Below are 16,090 nucleotides of genomic sequence, written 5' to 3'. Positions count from 1 at the left end.
GGCCGCCAACGGCATGACGCTCCACCCGCAGCCGTCCGCCGGCCTGCCCAGGCCGTGGTCGTTCCCCGCGCCCGAGCGGGGCACCCTGGACAACGGCATGACCGTGCTGCGCTGCCACCGCACGGGCCAGCGCGTCGTCGCCGTCGAGATCCACCTCACCGCGCCGCTGGCCACCGAGCCGACCGGTCAGGAGGGCGTCGCCACGATCATGGCGCGCGCCTTCTCCGAGGGCACCGACCGGCACTCGGCCGAGGAGTTCGCCGCCGAGTTGGAGCGTTGCGGCGCCACGCTGGGCACCCACGCCGACCACGCGGGCGTCCGCGTCTCGCTGGAGGTCCCCGCCTCCCGCCTCGGGCAGGCGCTGGGCCTGCTCGCCGACGCGCTGCGCGCCCCGGCGTTCCTCGACAGCGAGGTCGAGCGGCTGGTGCGCAACCGCCTCGACGAGATCCCGCACGAGCTGGCCAACCCCGCGCGGCGCGCGGCCGTGGCGCTCGCGGGCACCCTCTTCCCCGCCGACGCGCGCATGTCCCGCCCCCGCCAGGGCACGGCCGAGACGGTGGAGCGGATCGACGCCAAGGCGGTCCGCGCCTTCTACGAGGCGCACGTCAGGCCCGCCGCCGCCACGGCCGTCGTCGTCGGCGACCTCACCGGGATCGACCTCGACGCCCTGCTGCGCGACACGCTCGGCAGCTGGCAGGGCTCCGCCGCCCTGCCGCCGGCCTGGAGCCCCGTCCTGGCCGACGACACCGGCCGCGTCGTCATCGTGGACCGGCCGGGCTCGGTCCAGACCCAGCTGTTGATCGCCCGCACCGGCCCCGACCGGCACGACCCCGTCTGGCCGGCGCAGACCGTCGGCGTCTACTGCCTGGGCGGCACGATCACCTCGCGCCTGGACCGGGTGCTGCGTGAGGAGAAGGGGTACACCTACGGCATCCGCGCCAACGGCCAGGTGCTGCGCTCCAGCGCCGACGGCACGGGCCTGGCCCTGCTGGGCATCCGCGGCTCGGTCGAGACCGACGTGACGGGCCCGGCCCTCGCCGACCTCTGGCAGGTTCTGCGCACCCTTGAGGCCGAGGGCCTGACCGACGCCGAGCGGGACGTCGCGGTCCAGAACCTCGTGGGCGTGGCGCCGCTGCGCTTCGAGACCGCCGCGGCGGTGGCGGGCACCCTGGCCGACCAGGTCGAGGAGGAACTGCCCGACGACTTCCAGGCACGGCTCTACGCCCGGCTCGCGGAGACCGGCACGGTGGAGGCCTCGGCCGCCGCCGTCCGCGCGTTCCCCGCCGACCGGCTCGTCACCGTGCTCGTGGGGGACGCCGAGACCATCGCCGACCCGGTCCGCGAACTCGGCATCGGCGAGGTGACGGTCACCAGCGGCTGAGTGCCCAAGGCCGCCGTCGCGTTATTCGCGCGGCGGCCGAAAGCCGCCGTCGTTTTCGGGGCCGCTATCGGCATTCCCCGTCCTTTGCCATACAGTTCGGTCCAGTGACCCGTTAGTAATGCGGCAGGTCCGACGCGGCTATGGCAGTGGGGGTTGTTCATGCGCATCTCCGCGCACACGGTATGCACGGCGATTCGTGACGACATCGTCAGCGGCCTCCTGCCGCCCGGCTCCCGGCTCGCCGAGGAGCAGCTGGCCCAGCGCTACGGAGTCAGCCGGGTGCCGGTGCGCGAGGCGCTGCGCACGCTGGAGTCGGAGGGCTTCGTCGTCTCCCGGCGGCACGCCGGCGCCTGCGTGGCGCAGCCGGGCGACCGGGAGGCGGCCGACCTGCTCGACATAAGGGCTCTGCTGGAGCCGCTCGGCGCGGCGCGCGCCGCCCAGCGCCGCACGGAGGCGCACCTCAAGGTGCTGCGCGGGCTCGTGAGGCTCGGCCGCCAACGGGCGGGCCAGGGGCAGGAGGGCGACCTGCGCTCGCTCGGGGACTGGTTCCACGAGACGGTCGCGCAGGCGACGTGCAGCCCCGGCCTGACCGCCCTGCTGGTGCAGATCCGCCGCAAGATCACCTGGCTGTACACCGGCGAGCCCGTCAGCCGCGCCGTGGTGCTCTGGCAGGAGCGCGGCGCCCTGGTGGACGCGATCGCCCGGGGCGACGCCGAGCGGGCCAGGACGCTGACCGTCGCCCAGCTGGAGCGCGCCACCCCGGCGCGACGCCAGTTCCGCCCGCCCGCCGTGAGAACTCCGAAACCTGCCGTAAACACGGTGCGAGGTCAGATTTAACAGCAGTCGTATACACCTGTGACACGCGTTGCCCGAATGTCGTCGCCGATTTTCGCGCGGCGAATACTCCTGCCCGAATTCTGCGAACGGTCGAACATCGCTCCGTCCCGGCCGTCGCATTCCTCACACGGTTTCCGGAAGCTCCTCCAAGCCCTCGGAGACCAGACGCGCCAGTTGGTCCAGTTCCGACTCGGCGTTCTCCACCTCGGTCCGCAGCACGACCTCGTCGCCGCTCTCGGCGCCCAGGCTCAGCACGGCCAGCAGGGAGGCGGCGTTCACCGGAGCACCCTCCCCCCTGGCGATCGTCAGCGGTACGCCGGTGGCCGTCGCGGCCCGGACGAAGATGGAGGCGGGCCGGGCGTGGAGCCCCTGGGCCCATCCGATGGTGACGCGGCGTTCAGCCATGGTCGTGCCCCTCGGTCGCGCAACGGTGCGATGGTCCGGCGGCCGGGAGGGACGCGCGCCTCCCGTCCGACCACCGCCCACCGTACGCCGAAGCCCCGCGCCTCACCTCCCCGCCTCCCCACGGCGTCCGGCCGCCCGGCCCGTCGCCCCTCCCGCCCCCGACCCGCCGGCGGCGGCGACCACCGGCCGTGGCGGTGACCGGCCACGGTGCCGCGCCCCGCACCGGCCACGGCGCCGCCCGTTCCCGGGGCGCGGACCGCCTCCCGCGGGCGCGCGGCGCGGACCCGTCTCTCCGGCGGCGCTCGGTGGCGGCTCGCCGGTCGCCCGCGCGCCGAAGGCGGTTACGCGACAGCGCTGAGCGTCAGTGGCGACCCTTAGGATGGGCCACATGGCGAAGACCGGTACGACGTCTCAGGGGCTTCAGGGGCTGCGGGAGGCGATCGAGCGCAGCGGGTACTACCCGGCGCTCGTCGCCGAGGCGGTCGAGGCCGCCGTGGGACGCGAGTCCGTCCTGTCGTACCTGGTGCACCAGGAGACCACGATCGACGGCAGCGAAGTCCGCCGCCACGCCTCGGTCCTGGTGCTGACCGGCACCCGTCTGATCGTCAGCCACACCGACGAGCAGGCGGCCGACGGCACCTCCCCCGTGCCGTACGCGACGACCACCACCGAGTCGGTCAAGCTCTCCCGCATCACCTCCGTCATGCTCAGCCGCGTCGTCGCCGACCCCCAGTCGTACGAGCCGGGCACGCTGCCGCGCGAGGTCGTCCTGACCGTCGGCTGGGGCGCGGTCAACCGCATCGACATCGAGCCCCTCAGCTGCGGCGACCCGAACTGCGAGGCCGACCACGGTTACACGGGCTCCGCCACCGCCGACGACCTGAGCCTGCGCATCAGCGAGGCGGGCGACCTCCCGGAGACGGTCCGTCAGGCCCTGGCCTTCACCCAGGCCCTCTCCGAGGCGACGACCGCGGTGGCGGGCCTGTGACGCCTCCGCCTCCGCACAGCGGGCAGGCGGGCCACTCGTCGACGGCGGCGTCGCACGAGCCGCCCCCCCTCGACCCGCGGGGCGCCCCCGCCCCGCGCTACGGCTCGGCCTCCCTGGCCGACGTGCTGCCCGCCGCCGCGGTGGGCCTCGGCGTTCCCGGCGTCGTCTCGGGGCTGGCCCTCCCGCCCGCCGACCGGGTCTGCCTCTTCCTCGTCGACGGCCTGGGCTGGGAGGTGCTGCGCGCCCACCCGGAGGCGGCCCCGTTCCTCACCTCCCTGCTGCCGAGCTCGTGCGCGGGCAGCGGACAGCCCATCACCGTGGGCTTCCCCGCCACCACCGCGACGTCCCTCGCCTCGGTCGGCACGGGCCTGGCGCCGGCCGCCCACGGCCTGGCCGGGTACACCGTGCTCGACCCGGCCACGGGCGAGCTGATGAACCAGCTCCGCTGGGAGCCGTGGACCGAGCCGCGCGGCTGGCAGCCGCACCCCACCGTCTTCGAGCGCGCCGGCGCGGCCGGTGTCGCCACCGCCACGGTCTCCGCGCCGCACTTCGAGAACACCCCGCTCACCCAGGTCGCGCTCTCCGGCGGCGCGTTCGTCGGCCGGCTGGACGCCGGAGAGCGGATGGACGCCGCCGCCCGACAGCTGGCCGCCGCCGACCGCACCCTCGTGTACACGTACTACGCGGAGCTGGACTCCACCGGCCACCGCTTCGGGGTGGACTCCGAGGCCTGGCGCGCGGAGCTGCGGTACGTGGACGGCCTGGTCCAGCGGCTGGCCGAGCAGCTTCCGTCCCGCTCCGTCCTGTACGTCACGGCCGACCACGGCATGGTCGACGTGCCGTCCTCGTCCGCCTTCCGTTTCGACTTCGACGAGGACTGGGAGCTGCGCGCCGGCGTGGCCCGCCTCGGCGGCGAGGCCCGCGCCCGCCACGTCTACGCGGTGCCGGGCGCCGCGGCCGACGTGTACGCCGTCTGGCGTGAGGTGCTGGCCGACCACGCCTGGGTGGCCACCCGGGAGGAGGCCGTCGAGCTCGGGTGGTTCGGGCCGCCCGGCGGCGGGGTCGAGGCACGTGTCAGGGACCGGATAGGTGACGTGGTGGTGGCCATGGCCGGCAGCTCGGGGGTCGTCGCCACCACCACGGAGCCCAGGGAGTCCGCGTTGGTCGGCATGCACGGTTCGGTCACACCGGCCGAGCAGCTCGTGCCGCTTCTCGAAGTACGCAGCTGACCGGGAGCGACGTGACGTGGCTGAACTCGCCTTCTTCTCCGGCACCATGGACTGCGGCAAGTCCACCCTCGCCCTCCAGATCCGGCACAACCGGTCGGCGCGTGGCCTCCAGGGCATGATCTTCACGCGCAACGACCGGGCCGGCGAGGGGCGCATCTCCTCCCGTCTCGGCCTCGTGACCGAGGCCGTCGAGACGGGGGAGGACTTCGACTTCCACGCCCACCTCGTGAAGCACCTGACGGCCGGCGGGCGCGCGGACTACGTCATCGCCGACGAGGCGCAGTTCCTCTCGCCCGAGCAGGTCGACCAGCTCGCGCGCGTCGTGGACGACCTGGGGATCGACGTCTTCGCCTTCGGCATCACCACGGACTTCCGCACCCGGCTCTTCCCCGGCTCCCAGCGGCTGATCGAGCTGGCCGACCGGGTGGAGACCCTTCAGGTGGAGTCGCTGTGCTGGTGCGGCGCCCGCGCCACGCACAACGCGCGCACCGTGGGCGGCCGGATGGTCGTGGAGGGCGCGCAGGTGGTGGTGGGCAACATCGGCGGCGAGACGGGGTACGAGGTGCTCTGCCGCCGGCACCACCGGCGCCGTCTCACGGCCCTGGCCGCGGGTGCGGGGCCGATCGCGCCGGACGTGCTGCCCACCGACGGCCTCTCGCCGGCCGCCGACGGTGTTCCGCGGCAGCCGGTGGGGTCGGACGAACGAGCCGCGGCCCACGAGCCCGGACCGCCCTCGCGTTCCCCCTCCCGCTCCTGAGGTCGGCCCGCGTCCCGTCGTCCCCGGCGGCCGCGGCGCCCTGCGCCTCCCTCCCGGCCCTCCTGGGTCCAGGGACCATCCGGGCCCCTGCTGTCTGGTCCACGCGGGGACGACGGCACGGCCCTCCGGGCCCGTCTCCCCCCACCTTCGCCGCCCGCGACGCGGCGTGGGGGGCGAGGGCATCGCCCGCGTGGTTGTCGAGCGGCCGAGTAGCCGAGTGGGCCGAGTAGCCGGATGGCGCCAGCAGCACCGCGGGCCCGGAGGGAAGATCCACTGGCACGCCGGGAAGAGGTGCTCGCCGTGCGTCCCACCGCACGCTCGCGTCCCGCTCGGCCTCGCAGGCCGCCGCGGTGACCGCACGGCGCCTCCGCGAACGGGCACCGGGCCGGCGGCAGTGCTGTGGCCCGACCGCGTCGCACTGGCTGGTGGGCCGGCAGGTCAGGGGATCTGGGCTTCGATGTGGGCGAGGTGGGCGGCGAGGATCTCCTCGAGTGCGGCGCGGCGGTCCGCACTGAGGGGGCGGACGTCGCGGGCGAAGTGAGCCAGGGTGGGGAAGCGCTCCGGGTCGGCACCGAGCACGGCGACGCGGAAGTGCTCCATGCCCTGTTCGTACTCCTTGGGAGTGACGGCGCTGAGGCCGGCCTCGGAGGAGATCAGCGCGGCGAGGAGGACCGCGACGCGGTGGTATCGCGCCGGGATCTCCTCGTCGGGCAGGCCGGACGCGCGCAGGGCCTGCAGCAGCTCCTCCATGACCAGGCGGGATCCGGTGCCGCCGGACGCGTAGCGTCCCCACACCGCGGCGAGCTGCGGTTGCTCGCCGAACGCCTCGCGCAGGCGTAGCGCGAGGGCGGTGACGCGCTGCTTCCAGTCGCCTTCGGGGCGGTAGCCGTCCATGGCGGCCAGCAGGATCCGGTCGGCCACCGCGCGCAGCAGTTCGGTCTTGTTGCGGAAGTGCCGGTAGAGGCTGGAGGAGTCCGTCCCGAGCGCCGAGGCGAGTCTGCGCACGCTGAACGACTCGGCGTCGCTCGTGCGCAGCAGTTCCGCCGCCGTGTCCAGGATCTCCTCGGTCGACCATCGCCGTCGGCCCGTCATCTCGCCCTCTCGCCCTCTCGCCCTCTCGCCCTCTCGCCCTCTCGCCCTCTCGCCCTCTCGCCCGTCTCGCACCTGCTCAGCCTATTCTATGCACTTGCTGATGCACGCGGTGCGTGCATAATGGGGACAAGGGGCTGGTCGGCATCAACGACACACCCGGCATCGCGCTGGGAGGGGAGAAGGACATGAGTGAGACCACGTCCGCGACGCGGCCACCAGAGCCGGACTTCACGGTGATCACGAACGAGGAACTGCGCGCCTACCGCGACGCGGAGAACCGTTTCCGGGCCTCCAGCGCGGCGCGGACGTTCCTCGGAGAGCCGGACGCCGGCGCCGCGATCGACTGGCAGGAGATCGCGCTGCCCGGCCGCGACATGCCGGTCCGGGTCTACCGGCCGGCCCTGCCGGGGGACGACGAAGCCGTGGCCAGGACCGGGCTGCCACTCGTGGTCCATGTCCACGGAGGCGGCTTCGTGGGCACGGCGGTGCAGTGCGACTGGACCAACAGCCACCTCGCCGCGGGGCTGCCCGCCCTCGTCGTCTCGGTCGAGCACCGCCTCCTCGCCCCCGACAGCCCGCTCGCGTACGCCGTCGACGACGGCTGGGACGTGCTCCAGCACGTGGTGCGGGACGCCGCACGGTGGGGGGTCGACCCGGCGCGCGTGGCCGTCTTCGGTGAGAGCTGCGGCGCCCTGGTCAGCGCGCTGACGGCCATCCGGGCCAGGGAGGCCGGCCTGGGGCTCAGGGCGCAGGTGCTGGTCAACCCGGCGGTCGACGTGACCGAGGCGATGTTCGACCACCCCTCGGTCGCCGAGTACGGCTACAGCCCGACTCCGGCCCTGCCGCAACTGCGGCTCTTCCAGCGGCTCGCCGCCCCGCCGGGAGCCGACGCCCGCGCGGTCTCGCCGCTCCACGCGGACGACCTGAGCGGGCTTCCCCCGGCGCTCGTGGTGGTGCCCACCCAGGACGCGGTCGCCGACCACGGCCGCCGCTACGCCGAGCGGCTGCGCGAGGCGGGGACCAGGGTGCACCTCTCCGAGTACCCGGGAGCCAGGCACGCGTTCCTCACTCTGCCCGGCGTGGAACCACAGGCCGAGGCGGCCCGCGCGGAGATCGTCGCGTTCCTGTCCGCGGCCCTGGCGAAGTGAGGTCGGGACGCTGCCCTCCGCCGCCGGGCCCGACGGCCGTTCGGTCTCCCGAATCGGCCGCGGCCACGACACCGGCGCCTTCCGCGGCGAGGGAGCGCTCGGCGTCCTCGCCTGGCTCACCGCGGCCTGGGCCGTCAGGGCGGGCAAGGGAAAGGCCCTTCCCGTCGCGACCGTGATGTTCGTGCCCGGCACCAGCGCCGCACTGGCCGGGCTGGCGCCGGAGTTGGGCCGGGCTGGGATGATTCCCCGCGTGGCGGGCGCTTTCGCGGTCACCTCGCCGTGGAGAGGAAGGCGACCGACGTGACAAAGGCTCCGTTCGACTCCGCACGCGACCAGCGCGACCACCGCGACCAACGCGGTCGTACGGAGCCGCACCGCCACGAGCCACGACCACCGCGCACCACGGAGGACGACACAGTGCAGCGCATCGGCGTCATAGGAGTGGGCGAGATCGGCAGGGCCATCGTCGAGGGCCTGCGCAGCGGGGGCGGTGCGTCGCCGCAGGTCTTCCTCTCTCCCCGGGGAGCCCGCGTCGCCGCGAAGCTGTCCGAGCGCTTCGAGGGCGTCCGGGTGTGCGCCGACAACCAGGAGGTGGTGGACCGCTCCGAGGTGGTGATCGTCGCCGTGCGCCGCCAGGACCACCGCGAGGCGCTCGCCGGGCTGACGGTGGACGACGACAGGACCGTGGTCACCCTGATGGCCGGCGTCGCCATCGACGACCTGCGCCGAACGCTCGCCACCGGCGCCCCGATCGTCCGCGCCATCCCGCTGCCCGCCGTGCGCGAGCGCCGGTCCGTCACCGTGACCTGCCCCTCGCACCCGGTGGTGGACGCTCTCTTCGACCAGCTGGGCGGAGCGCTCCCCGTCGCGGACGAGGACGCCTTCAACGTCTTCTCCGCACTGACCGGGACCCTCACCACCCACTACGCCTACCTCGCCACGCTCACCGCGTGGGCCACCGGCCACGGCGTCGCCCCCGACGCCGCCGAACGGTATGTGCGCGGCCTCTTCCGGAACGTCGGCCGCTCACTGAACGACGAGAGCCGTTCTCTGGGTCAGCTCGCGGCCGACCACGAGACGCCCGGAGGGAACAACGAGCGGATCCGCACCACGTGGTTCGGCCCGGCCAACGCCGCGGCGCTCGAAGAGGCACTGGACGGCCTGCTCTCCGATCTGGAGTGACGGCCTGCTGGCCGGGACCGCCCTCCACGACCTGGGACGGCGCCTTCGAAAGGACGGAGGGCCGAACCGTGCCGCCCCGCCCGCCCCGCCGCCGCGCCGCCCGTCAGCCCCGGCCGGTCACGCCGGGCTGACCAGGCCGAACGGCGCGCCCTCCGGGTCGGCCAGCCACGCCAGCCGGCCGAGCGGTGAGTCGAACGGCTCCCGCAGCAGCTGCCCGCCGAGCTGCTCGCCACGCTGGGCGCCCCCGTCGACGTCCGTCGTGGAGAAGTACGGCAGCCAGTGCGACGCCCGCCCGTACGGCAGCGAGCCCCCCATGCCGCGGATCCCGGCGACGGGCAGGCCCGCGTGCCGCAGCACCAGGTAGTCAGCCGCCCTGGACGGGCCGGGATCGCGCACCGACTCGTAGCCGAAGACCAGCTCGTAGAACGTGCTGACCAGCGAGGAGTCGACGGTGATCAGCTCGTTCCACACCGGCACGCCGACGTCGGGGCGCAGCGGCGCGCGGCGCGCGCGGCCGCCCTGCCACAGGCCGAAGGGGGCGCAGGTCACGTCGGCGACGATCGCGAGCCGGCCCACCCCCTCGAGGTCGAGCGGGCCGACGGCCAGGGTGCCGCCGCAGTCGCGGATCCGCGCCGCCGTGGCGTCGGCGTCGGCCGTCGCGACGTACGGCAGCCAGGCCACGTCCTGGCCCGCGCGGTGCTCGGTCGCTCCCAGGCCGGCCACCTGGCGTCCGTCGCGGACCGCGCGGACATACGGTCCCAGCTGCTGCGGCCCCTCCTGGTACTCCCAGCCGAAGAGCGCCGCGTAGAACCGCTGGCTGGTGGGTAGGTCGCGGGCCATCAGGCTCACCCACCGGTGGGTGCCGGGCGCCGGGGCGGGGGAGGGCGCTTCCTCGGTCATGGTCGCCTCCCGGTGCATGCCTCCGTATCCGAGTCTCCACCCGGACCCCCCGTACCGGAAGAATGGTGCGTATGACTCCCCTCATCGCGGCGGCCGACCTGGCCCGCCTGATCTCCGGCCCCACGGCGCGGGGCGAACGCCCGGTGCTGCTCGACGTCCGCTGGCAGCTGGGCGGTCCGCCCGGCCGGCCGGCGTACGAGGCCGGTCACCTGCCCGGCGCGGTCTACGTCGACCTCGACCGCGACCTCGCCGGCCTGCCGGGGCCCGGCGGCAGACACCCGCTGCCGGAGCCGAGCGCCTTCGGCACCGCGATGCGGCGCGCCGGGGTGCGCCACGACCGCCCCGTGGTGACGTACGACGGCGGCCAGGGGTGGGCGGCGGCCCGCGCCTGGTGGCTGCTGCGGTGGGCGGGCCACGAGCGGGTCCGGGTGCTGGACGGTGGGCTCGCGGCCTGGCAGGGCGAGCTGACTGAGCGGGAGCCCGATCCGGAGCCGGGGGACTTCGTGCCGAAGCCGGGCGCCCTGCCCGTCCTCGACGCCGAGCAGGCGGCGGCGCTGGCCCGGCGCGGGCTGTTGCTGGACGCCAGGGCGGGGGAGCGGTACCGGGGCGAGGTGGAGCCCATCGACCCGATCGCCGGCCACGTCCCCGGCGCGGTGTCCGCGCCGACCACCGAGAACGTCGGCCCCGACGGGCTGCTGCTGCCCGCCCGGGAGCTCGCGGAGCGCTTCGGCGCCCTCGGCGCGGAGCCCGACACCGAGATCGGCGTCTACTGCGGTTCGGGGGTCTCGGCCGCCCACACGGCGCTGGCGCTGGCGGTGGCGGGTCGGGAGGCGGCCCTCTACGCGGGGTCATGGAGCGAGTGGACGGCCACGCCGGGCCGACCGGTCGCCACCGGCCCCGAGCCGGGCTGACCCCGAGCGGCCGCGCCACGGCGTGACGGCCCACGCCCCGGCGTGACGGTCACGCGACCGCGAGGGTCGCGTGACCGTCCGGCTCGGTCCTCTCAGTCCTTCTTCTTCCGCCGGGTCCCGAAGACGATCTCGTCCCAGCTGGGCACGGCCGCCCTGCGGCCGGGACGGACGCCGTCCGCCTCCGCCTGACGGTCGGTGGTGCCGGTCAGCCGGTCGCGGTGACCGCCCACCGTGCGCGGCATCAGGACGTCCGCGTACGTGGAGCCCGCGCTCGCGGCCGGCGTCCGCTGGTCCCGCGGGTCCGCGGCCTGCCCGTCCCCCGGGCGCTCCGCGTCCGTCGGCCGCTCGTCCGTGGCCGCACTCGACGCGGAGGCGGAGGCGGGCGACGGCTGCTCGGGAACCACGAGGTCGCCACGGAAGCTCGGCACCGCCTCCAACAGGCTGGTAAGCGAGTCGGTGTCGCTCTCGCTCCGCGACTCGCGGCTCTCCCGCGACTCCCGGTCCTGCCCGCGTCCGCCCGAGCGCTCCGCACCCTGCTCGAACCGGCCGCCGTCCCGGGGGAGCCGGGCGATGCGGGGCACGAACGGTGTGATCGGCTCGGGCGTGTCGTCCGTCTCGCCGAGCAGCGCGCGCGCCTCGTCGTCGACGGCCTGGACCAGCCGCCGGGGCGGGTCGTAGGTCCAGCTCGCGGTGTGGGTCTCGCCGGCCACCCGGTACGCCAGCAGCACCTCCCAGGTGCCGTCGTCCCGGCGCCAGGAGTCCCAGCGGACCGCGTCCTTCTCCGCGCCGCGCAGCGTCAGCCGCTCCGTGACCGCGTCGCCGAGCTGCGGGCCGGCGGTCTCGCCCGGGCGGCGCACCGGCGTCTTCCTGGCCCGCTCGGCCATGAAGGCGCGCTCGGCCAGCACGGGGCCCTCGAAGCGGCGCACCCGCTCCACGGGGATGTTGGCGAGCTGCGCGACCTCCTCGGCCGTCGCGCCGGCCCGTATCCGCGCCTGGATGTCGCGCGGACGGAGGTGGTTCTCCACCTCGATCTCGATCTGACCGAGCCGAGCCCGGTCGTTGCGCACGGCCGCGCGCAGCCGCTCGTCGATCGGAAGGGTGTATTCCGTGTTGTCGGCAGCCTTGAGCACCAGGCGTGTGCCGTCGTTGCTCACGGCCACGACACGCAGTTCGGGCACAAGGACCTCCCGGATGGTGCCTGCCGACGTCCGTTACGTCGCTGCTCCCGCTAGACGAGTGTGACCTGCCCGGGTGCAGCCTGCCACAACCTTGCCTACCTGCTCGGCGTGTCGGGCCATGGACTTGGACCCCCGTTATGGCACAGTCACCACTTTGCCACGCGTGGTGACCGGCGCGAACGTGGCTCGCCGCGCGGGCCGGACGGGGGACAAGGCCAGGACTCGTCACACTACTCCATCGGGGCCTTTCCGGGTGGGTGGCGGCGGATCGAACTTCTCCCCGTCCAAGGGAGTTGGCCGGATGATCACCCGGCTGCCGAGGGGGATATCCCGGACGAACGTCATGAAAAACCTCCGTTCCACCGCACCGTATGACTCTTATGTGAGTACGGTGTGAGAAGTTCGCCAAGGATGGCAAACGGTGGAAAGAGGGGCGGGAAGTCCGCCGGGCGCCGCCGGCGCCGCGCCACCGTCCGCGCGCCCCACCCGCGCGCCGGGGCCGACGGCCGGGTGGCAGGATCGGGACCATGGCACCAGGTTCGGCACCCGGCGCGGCTCAGACCGATGACGCGCGCCCCTACGACGCCCTGCTCCTGCTCTCCTTCGGAGGCCCGGAGGGCCCCGACGACGTGCTGCCGTTCCTGGAGAACGTCACGCGGGGCCGCGGCATCCCCCGCGAGCGGCTGGCCGAGGTCGGGGCGCACTACCACCTCTTCGGCGGCGTCAGCCCCATCAACGCCCAGAACCGCGAGCTGCTGGCCGCCCTGCGCGACGACCTCGCCCGCCAGGGCCTGGACCTCCCGGTCTACTGGGGCAACCGCAACTGGAGCCCGTACCTGACCGACACCCTGCGCGAGGTGGTCCGCGACGGGCACCGCCGCGTCCTGGCCCTCGTCACCAGCGCCTACGCCTCCTACTCCGGCTGCCGCCAGTACCGCGAGGACCTGGCCGCCGCCCTCGCCACCCTCAGGAGCGAGGACCTGCCGCTGCCGCGGGTGGACAAACTCCGGCTCTACTTCAACCACCCCGGCTTCCTCACGACGGTGGTCGACGGCGTCCTCGCCGCCCTCGACGAGCTGCCCGCCGAGGTCCGCGACGGCGCGCACCTGGCGTTCACCACGCACTCCGTCCCGACGGCCGCCGCCGACACCTCGGGGCCGCCGGCGGGGCACGGGCCCGGCGGGGCGTACGTCGCCGAACACCTGGACGTCGCCCGCTTCGTCGCCGGCGCGGTCCGCGAGGCGACCGGCGTCGAGCGGCCCTGGGAGCTCGTCTACCAGTCCCGCAGCGGCGCCCCCCACATCCCCTGGCTGGAGCCCGACATCGTCGACCACCTGACGTCGCTGCACGCCGGCGGAGCCCCCGGCGTGGTGATGGTCCCGATCGGCTTCGTCTCCGACCACATGGAGGTCCTCTACGACCTCGACACCGAGGCCCTGAGCGCCGCCCGCGAGCTGGGGCTGCCGGCCGTGCGCTCGGCCACCGTCGGCTCCTCCCCGCGCTTCGTCGAGGGCCTGCGCGAGCTGGTGCTGGAACGCGCGGCCACCGAGCGGGGCGAGGCGCCCGAGCGCAGGGCCCTCGGCGCGCTCGGCCCGAGCCACGACGTGTGCCCCGTCGGCTGCTGCGCGGCGCGCAACCCCCGCCCGGCCGCGGCGGGTGTCGACAGCCCCTTCGACTGAGCCGCGCCGCCCCGGCCCTGTCAGCCGGTCAGTCCGTCAGCCGGTCAGTCCGTCAGGTCATCAGCCCGTTTACGCCCCATGCCGAGAGGACCCCGTCCACGTGCCCCACGAGACCGACGCCCAGCGGCCCCTCCCCGAAGAACTGCTCGACACGGCCCTGGCCGCCGCCACCCGCGCCGGGCAGCTGCTGCGCGACGGCCGACCGGCCGACCTCGGGGTGGCGGCCACCAAGAGCAGCCCCGTGGACGTCGTCACCGAGATGGACCTCGCCGCCGAGCGGCTGATCACCGGCTTCCTCGCCGAGCGTCGCCCCGACGACGGGCTCCTGGGTGAGGAGGGCGCCGACCGCCGCGGCACCAGCGGCGTGCGCTGGATCGTCGACCCCCTGGACGGCACCGTGAACTACCTCTACGGCCTGCCGCACTGGGCCGTCTCCATCGCCGCCGAGGTCGACGGCGAGATGGTCGCCGGCGTGGTCACCGCCCCGATGCGCGGCGAGACGTACCACGCGGTGCGCGGCGAGGGCGCCCACCGGGCTGCCAACGGCGCCGCCGCCGAGCCCTTGCGCTGCCGTCCCTCGCCGCCGCTGAACCAGGCCCTCGTCGGCACCGGCTTCAACTACGTCGCCGCCGTCCGCACCGCCCAGGCCGCGGTCGTCCAGCAGCTCATTCCGCGGGTGCGGGACATCCGCCGCTCCGGCTCCGCCGCCATCGACCTGTGCGACGTCGCCGCGGGACGGCTCGACGGCTTCTACGAGCGCGGGCTCCACCCCTGGGACCTCGCCGCGGGGGAGCTGATCGCCCGCGAGGCCGGCGCGCGCTCGGGTGGACGCCCGGGGGAGGCCGCGGGACCGGAGCTCGCGCTCGTCGCCAGCCCCGGCGTCTTCGCGGAGCTCCAGCCCCTGCTGGAGGGCCTCGGCGCCTGGCACGACTGAGGGGCCGCCCAGCCCGCCGGCCCGCCTCGCCCGTCCCGGCGGGCTCGCGGCCCTGCGAGGGTCCCCCGGGACCCCTCGGTGTCCGGGCGCGCCCTGGCTCCGGGCCGGCGCCCTCGTCGGTCCGGCCGTCCGGGCACGCGTGTCGCCGCCCCCGGGGCGACCCCGGGGGCGGCGCGAGTGTGAGTGGGTGAGTGTGCCCCGTCAGCAGGCCTGAGCGCTGCCCGAGCCGACGAACACGCCGTGCTCGGCGGCCAGCCGGCGCAGGTCGTCCAGCTCCGCCTGCTCCACGTCCACGCTGAACAGGTCGCCGGCTTCACGAGCGCGGTGCAGGTCGGACTCGGTGTTCCTGATGCGCTGCAGGATTCCAGTGGTGAAAGCGTCCACGGTGCGCCCCCTCGTCTTCTGTCGGCGGCACTGGGTGCCGGGGGTGGTCGCGAGCACGACAGGCGATGATCGGGCCGGCCACCGGTCGGTAGCGCGAGGCTTACCGCCGCACCGGGCGCCGGTGGAGCCGTGGCGCCACAGGATGCGGCGGCGGCTCGCCAACGCGTGATCGCGGGTGTGGAAGGGGTCTTCCCCACCGGGTCGGAGTCGGAAACCTCCCGGCGCCAGGAAATGCGCCCCCGTGCTTCCCGCGCCCCCTGCGTCCGCCCCCTTACCGTCGGTTTACGAGCCCTCGGGGCAGGATGGAGCTGGAGCATGCCGGCCCGGGCCCCCACCTCCCCCGGAGGAGGCCGGGCGGGCGGGTGCGACCCCGCGGGACCCCTGCGGCTCCCCGTGGGGGCGGAAGGACTCACGAGAGAAGGTTCAGGACGTGCGTGTACTCGTCGTCGAGGACGAGCAGCTGTTGGCCGACGCCGTGGCCACCGGGCTGCGCCGCGAGGCCATGGCGGTCGACGTGGTCTACGACGGGGCGTCCGCCACCGAGCGCGTGGACCTCAACGACTACGACGTGGTCGTGCTCGACCGCGACCTGCCGCTGGTCCACGGCGACGACGTCTGCCGCCACATAGTGGAGCTCGGGCGCGCCACCCGGGTCCTGATGCTCACCGCCTCGGGCGACGTCAGCGACCGCGTGGAGGGCCTGGAGCTCGGCGCCGACGACTACCTGCCCAAGCCCTTCGCCTTCAGCGAGCTCGTCGCCCGCGTCCGGGCGCTGGGACGGCGTGCCACGACGCCGCTGCCGCCCGTGCTGGAGCGCGCGGGCATCCGGCTCGACCCCAACCGCCGCGAGGTCTTCCGCGGCGAGCGCCAGGTCCATCTCGCGCCGAAGGAGTTCGCCGTGCTGGAGGTGCTGATGCGCAGCGCCGGCTCGGTCGTCTCCGCGGAGCAGCTGCTGGAGAAGGCCTGGGACGAGAACACCGACCCCTTCACCAACGTGGTCCGCGTCACGGTCATGACGCTGCGCCGCAAGCTCGGCGAGCCCCCGGTCATCACCACGGTGCCGGGCGCCGGGTACCGGGTCTGAG

The 16,090-nt window shown here is 74.8% G+C and carries 16 protein-coding genes; 11 read left to right on the top strand and 5 right to left on the bottom strand.

Annotation, left to right across the window (positions count from 1 at the left end):
• Positions 1 to 13 precede the first annotated feature (13 nt).
• Positions 14 to 1,381, top strand: a complete 1,368-nt coding sequence (locus ACTWP5_RS10485) for a M16 family metallopeptidase (protein ID WP_443220574.1) — start codon at positions 14 to 16, stop codon at positions 1,379 to 1,381.
• 159 nt (positions 1,382 to 1,540) lie between these two features.
• Positions 1,541 to 2,218: a GntR family transcriptional regulator gene (locus ACTWP5_RS10480; RefSeq protein WP_443220547.1), complete on the top strand. Its 678-nt coding sequence runs from the start codon at positions 1,541 to 1,543 to the stop codon at positions 2,216 to 2,218.
• 123 nt (positions 2,219 to 2,341) lie between these two features.
• Here the strand turns inward: ACTWP5_RS10480 and ACTWP5_RS10475 are convergent, their stop codons facing one another.
• A complete protein-coding gene (locus ACTWP5_RS10475) occupies positions 2,342 to 2,623 on the bottom strand; it encodes an HPr family phosphocarrier protein (protein WP_443220546.1) in 282 nt (93 codons plus the stop codon).
• A gap of 388 nt (positions 2,624 to 3,011) precedes the next feature.
• Here ACTWP5_RS10475 and ACTWP5_RS10470 point away from each other — a divergent pair, with 388 nt between their 5' ends.
• From ACTWP5_RS10470 to ACTWP5_RS10460, 3 genes are read left to right on the top strand one after another with little or no spacing between them, the layout of a single operon-like run.
• Positions 3,012 to 3,611, top strand: coding sequence for a DUF5998 family protein (locus tag ACTWP5_RS10470; protein WP_443220545.1), 600 nt, complete (start codon positions 3,012 to 3,014; stop codon positions 3,609 to 3,611).
• Entirely contained in the window at positions 3,608 to 4,840 is a 1,233-nt protein-coding gene (locus tag ACTWP5_RS10465; RefSeq protein ID WP_443220544.1) for an alkaline phosphatase family protein, read from the top strand. Before ACTWP5_RS10470 ends, ACTWP5_RS10465 begins: the two co-directional genes overlap by 4 nt.
• A 16-nt stretch (positions 4,841 to 4,856) precedes the next feature.
• The gene (locus ACTWP5_RS10460) at positions 4,857 to 5,597 is read left to right on the top strand and encodes a thymidine kinase (protein WP_443220543.1); all 741 of its coding nucleotides are present in this window, start codon (positions 4,857 to 4,859) and stop codon (positions 5,595 to 5,597) included.
• A 438-nt stretch (positions 5,598 to 6,035) separates the two neighbouring features.
• Here ACTWP5_RS10460 and ACTWP5_RS10455 read toward each other — a convergent pair whose 3' ends face one another.
• Positions 6,036 to 6,689, bottom strand: a complete 654-nt coding sequence (locus ACTWP5_RS10455; RefSeq protein WP_443220542.1) for a TetR/AcrR family transcriptional regulator — start codon at positions 6,687 to 6,689, stop codon at positions 6,036 to 6,038.
• Positions 6,690 to 6,874: 185 nt separating this feature from the next.
• On the opposite strand from ACTWP5_RS10455, the gene ACTWP5_RS10450 reads away from it, so the two are divergent.
• Together ACTWP5_RS10450 and ACTWP5_RS10445 are read left to right on the top strand one after the other, a co-directional pair.
• The gene (locus ACTWP5_RS10450) at positions 6,875 to 7,837 is read left to right on the top strand and encodes an alpha/beta hydrolase (RefSeq protein ID WP_443220541.1); all 963 of its coding nucleotides are present in this window, start codon (positions 6,875 to 6,877) and stop codon (positions 7,835 to 7,837) included.
• Between the two features lie 417 nt (positions 7,838 to 8,254).
• Positions 8,255 to 9,019 carry an NAD(P)-binding domain-containing protein gene (locus tag ACTWP5_RS10445; protein WP_443220573.1) on the top strand — a complete coding sequence of 255 codons (765 nt, stop codon included), beginning with the start codon at positions 8,255 to 8,257 and terminating at the stop codon, positions 9,017 to 9,019.
• A gap of 117 nt (positions 9,020 to 9,136) precedes the next feature.
• Here ACTWP5_RS10445 and ACTWP5_RS10440 read toward each other — a convergent pair whose 3' ends face one another.
• On the bottom strand, positions 9,137 to 9,919 hold the full coding sequence (locus tag ACTWP5_RS10440; protein ID WP_443220540.1) for a VOC family protein: 783 nt from the start codon (positions 9,917 to 9,919) through the stop codon (positions 9,137 to 9,139).
• Between the two features lie 71 nt (positions 9,920 to 9,990).
• On the opposite strand from ACTWP5_RS10440, the gene ACTWP5_RS10435 reads away from it, so the two are divergent.
• On the top strand, positions 9,991 to 10,830 hold the full coding sequence (locus ACTWP5_RS10435) for a sulfurtransferase (protein WP_443220539.1): 840 nt from the start codon (positions 9,991 to 9,993) through the stop codon (positions 10,828 to 10,830).
• 92 nt (positions 10,831 to 10,922) lie between these two features.
• Here the strand turns inward: ACTWP5_RS10435 and sepH are convergent, their stop codons facing one another.
• Complete coding sequence (sepH, locus tag ACTWP5_RS10430; RefSeq protein WP_443220538.1) at positions 10,923 to 12,008, bottom strand: septation protein SepH; 1,086 nt, start codon at positions 12,006 to 12,008, stop codon at positions 10,923 to 10,925.
• A gap of 527 nt (positions 12,009 to 12,535) precedes the next feature.
• Here sepH and ACTWP5_RS10425 point away from each other — a divergent pair.
• Together ACTWP5_RS10425 and ACTWP5_RS10420 are read left to right on the top strand one after the other, a co-directional pair.
• Positions 12,536 to 13,687 (top strand): ferrochelatase, encoded by a 1,152-nt coding sequence (locus ACTWP5_RS10425; RefSeq protein ID WP_443220537.1) that lies wholly within the window; start codon positions 12,536 to 12,538, stop codon positions 13,685 to 13,687.
• Between the two features lie 100 nt (positions 13,688 to 13,787).
• The gene (locus tag ACTWP5_RS10420) at positions 13,788 to 14,621 is read left to right on the top strand and encodes an inositol monophosphatase family protein (RefSeq protein WP_443220536.1); all 834 of its coding nucleotides are present in this window, start codon (positions 13,788 to 13,790) and stop codon (positions 14,619 to 14,621) included.
• A 201-nt stretch (positions 14,622 to 14,822) separates the two neighbouring features.
• Here ACTWP5_RS10420 and ACTWP5_RS10415 read toward each other — a convergent pair whose 3' ends face one another.
• Positions 14,823 to 15,005 carry a hypothetical protein gene (locus ACTWP5_RS10415; RefSeq protein ID WP_443220535.1) on the bottom strand — a complete coding sequence of 61 codons (183 nt, stop codon included), beginning with the start codon at positions 15,003 to 15,005 and terminating at the stop codon, positions 14,823 to 14,825.
• A 430-nt stretch (positions 15,006 to 15,435) separates the two neighbouring features.
• Here ACTWP5_RS10415 and ACTWP5_RS10410 point away from each other — a divergent pair, with 430 nt between their 5' ends.
• Positions 15,436 to 16,089, top strand: a complete 654-nt coding sequence (locus ACTWP5_RS10410; RefSeq protein WP_443220534.1) for a response regulator transcription factor — start codon at positions 15,436 to 15,438, stop codon at positions 16,087 to 16,089.
• The last annotated feature ends 1 nt before the right edge of the window (position 16,090 follow it).

This window comes from Streptomyces sp. 4N509B (assembly GCF_052245655.1).
Classification (GTDB): domain Bacteria; phylum Actinomycetota; class Actinomycetes; order Streptomycetales; family Streptomycetaceae; genus Streptomyces.
Note: the sequence above shows the minus strand (reverse complement) of the source record. Positions and strands in the feature narration are given on the sequence as shown.

What these genes read in the sequence shown, in the direction of transcription:
- ACTWP5_RS10485 (WP_443220574.1), top strand. Translation starts at nt 14, where the DNA reads ATGACGCTCCACCCGCAGCCGTCCGCCGGCCTGCCCAGGCCGTGGTCG.
- ACTWP5_RS10480 (WP_443220547.1), top strand. Translation starts at nt 1,541, where the DNA reads ATGCGCATCTCCGCGCACACGGTATGCACGGCGATTCGTGACGACATC.
- ACTWP5_RS10475 (WP_443220546.1), bottom strand. Translation starts at nt 2,623, where the DNA reads ATGGCTGAACGCCGCGTCACCATCGGATGGGCCCAGGGGCTCCACGCC.
- ACTWP5_RS10470 (WP_443220545.1), top strand. Translation starts at nt 3,012, where the DNA reads ATGGCGAAGACCGGTACGACGTCTCAGGGGCTTCAGGGGCTGCGGGAG.
- ACTWP5_RS10455 (WP_443220542.1), bottom strand. Translation starts at nt 6,689, where the DNA reads ATGACGGGCCGACGGCGATGGTCGACCGAGGAGATCCTGGACACGGCG.
- ACTWP5_RS10450 (WP_443220541.1), top strand. Translation starts at nt 6,875, where the DNA reads ATGAGTGAGACCACGTCCGCGACGCGGCCACCAGAGCCGGACTTCACG.
- ACTWP5_RS10440 (WP_443220540.1), bottom strand. Translation starts at nt 9,919, where the DNA reads ATGACCGAGGAAGCGCCCTCCCCCGCCCCGGCGCCCGGCACCCACCGG.
- ACTWP5_RS10435 (WP_443220539.1), top strand. Translation starts at nt 9,991, where the DNA reads ATGACTCCCCTCATCGCGGCGGCCGACCTGGCCCGCCTGATCTCCGGC.
- ACTWP5_RS10425 (WP_443220537.1), top strand. Translation starts at nt 12,536, where the DNA reads ATGGCACCAGGTTCGGCACCCGGCGCGGCTCAGACCGATGACGCGCGC.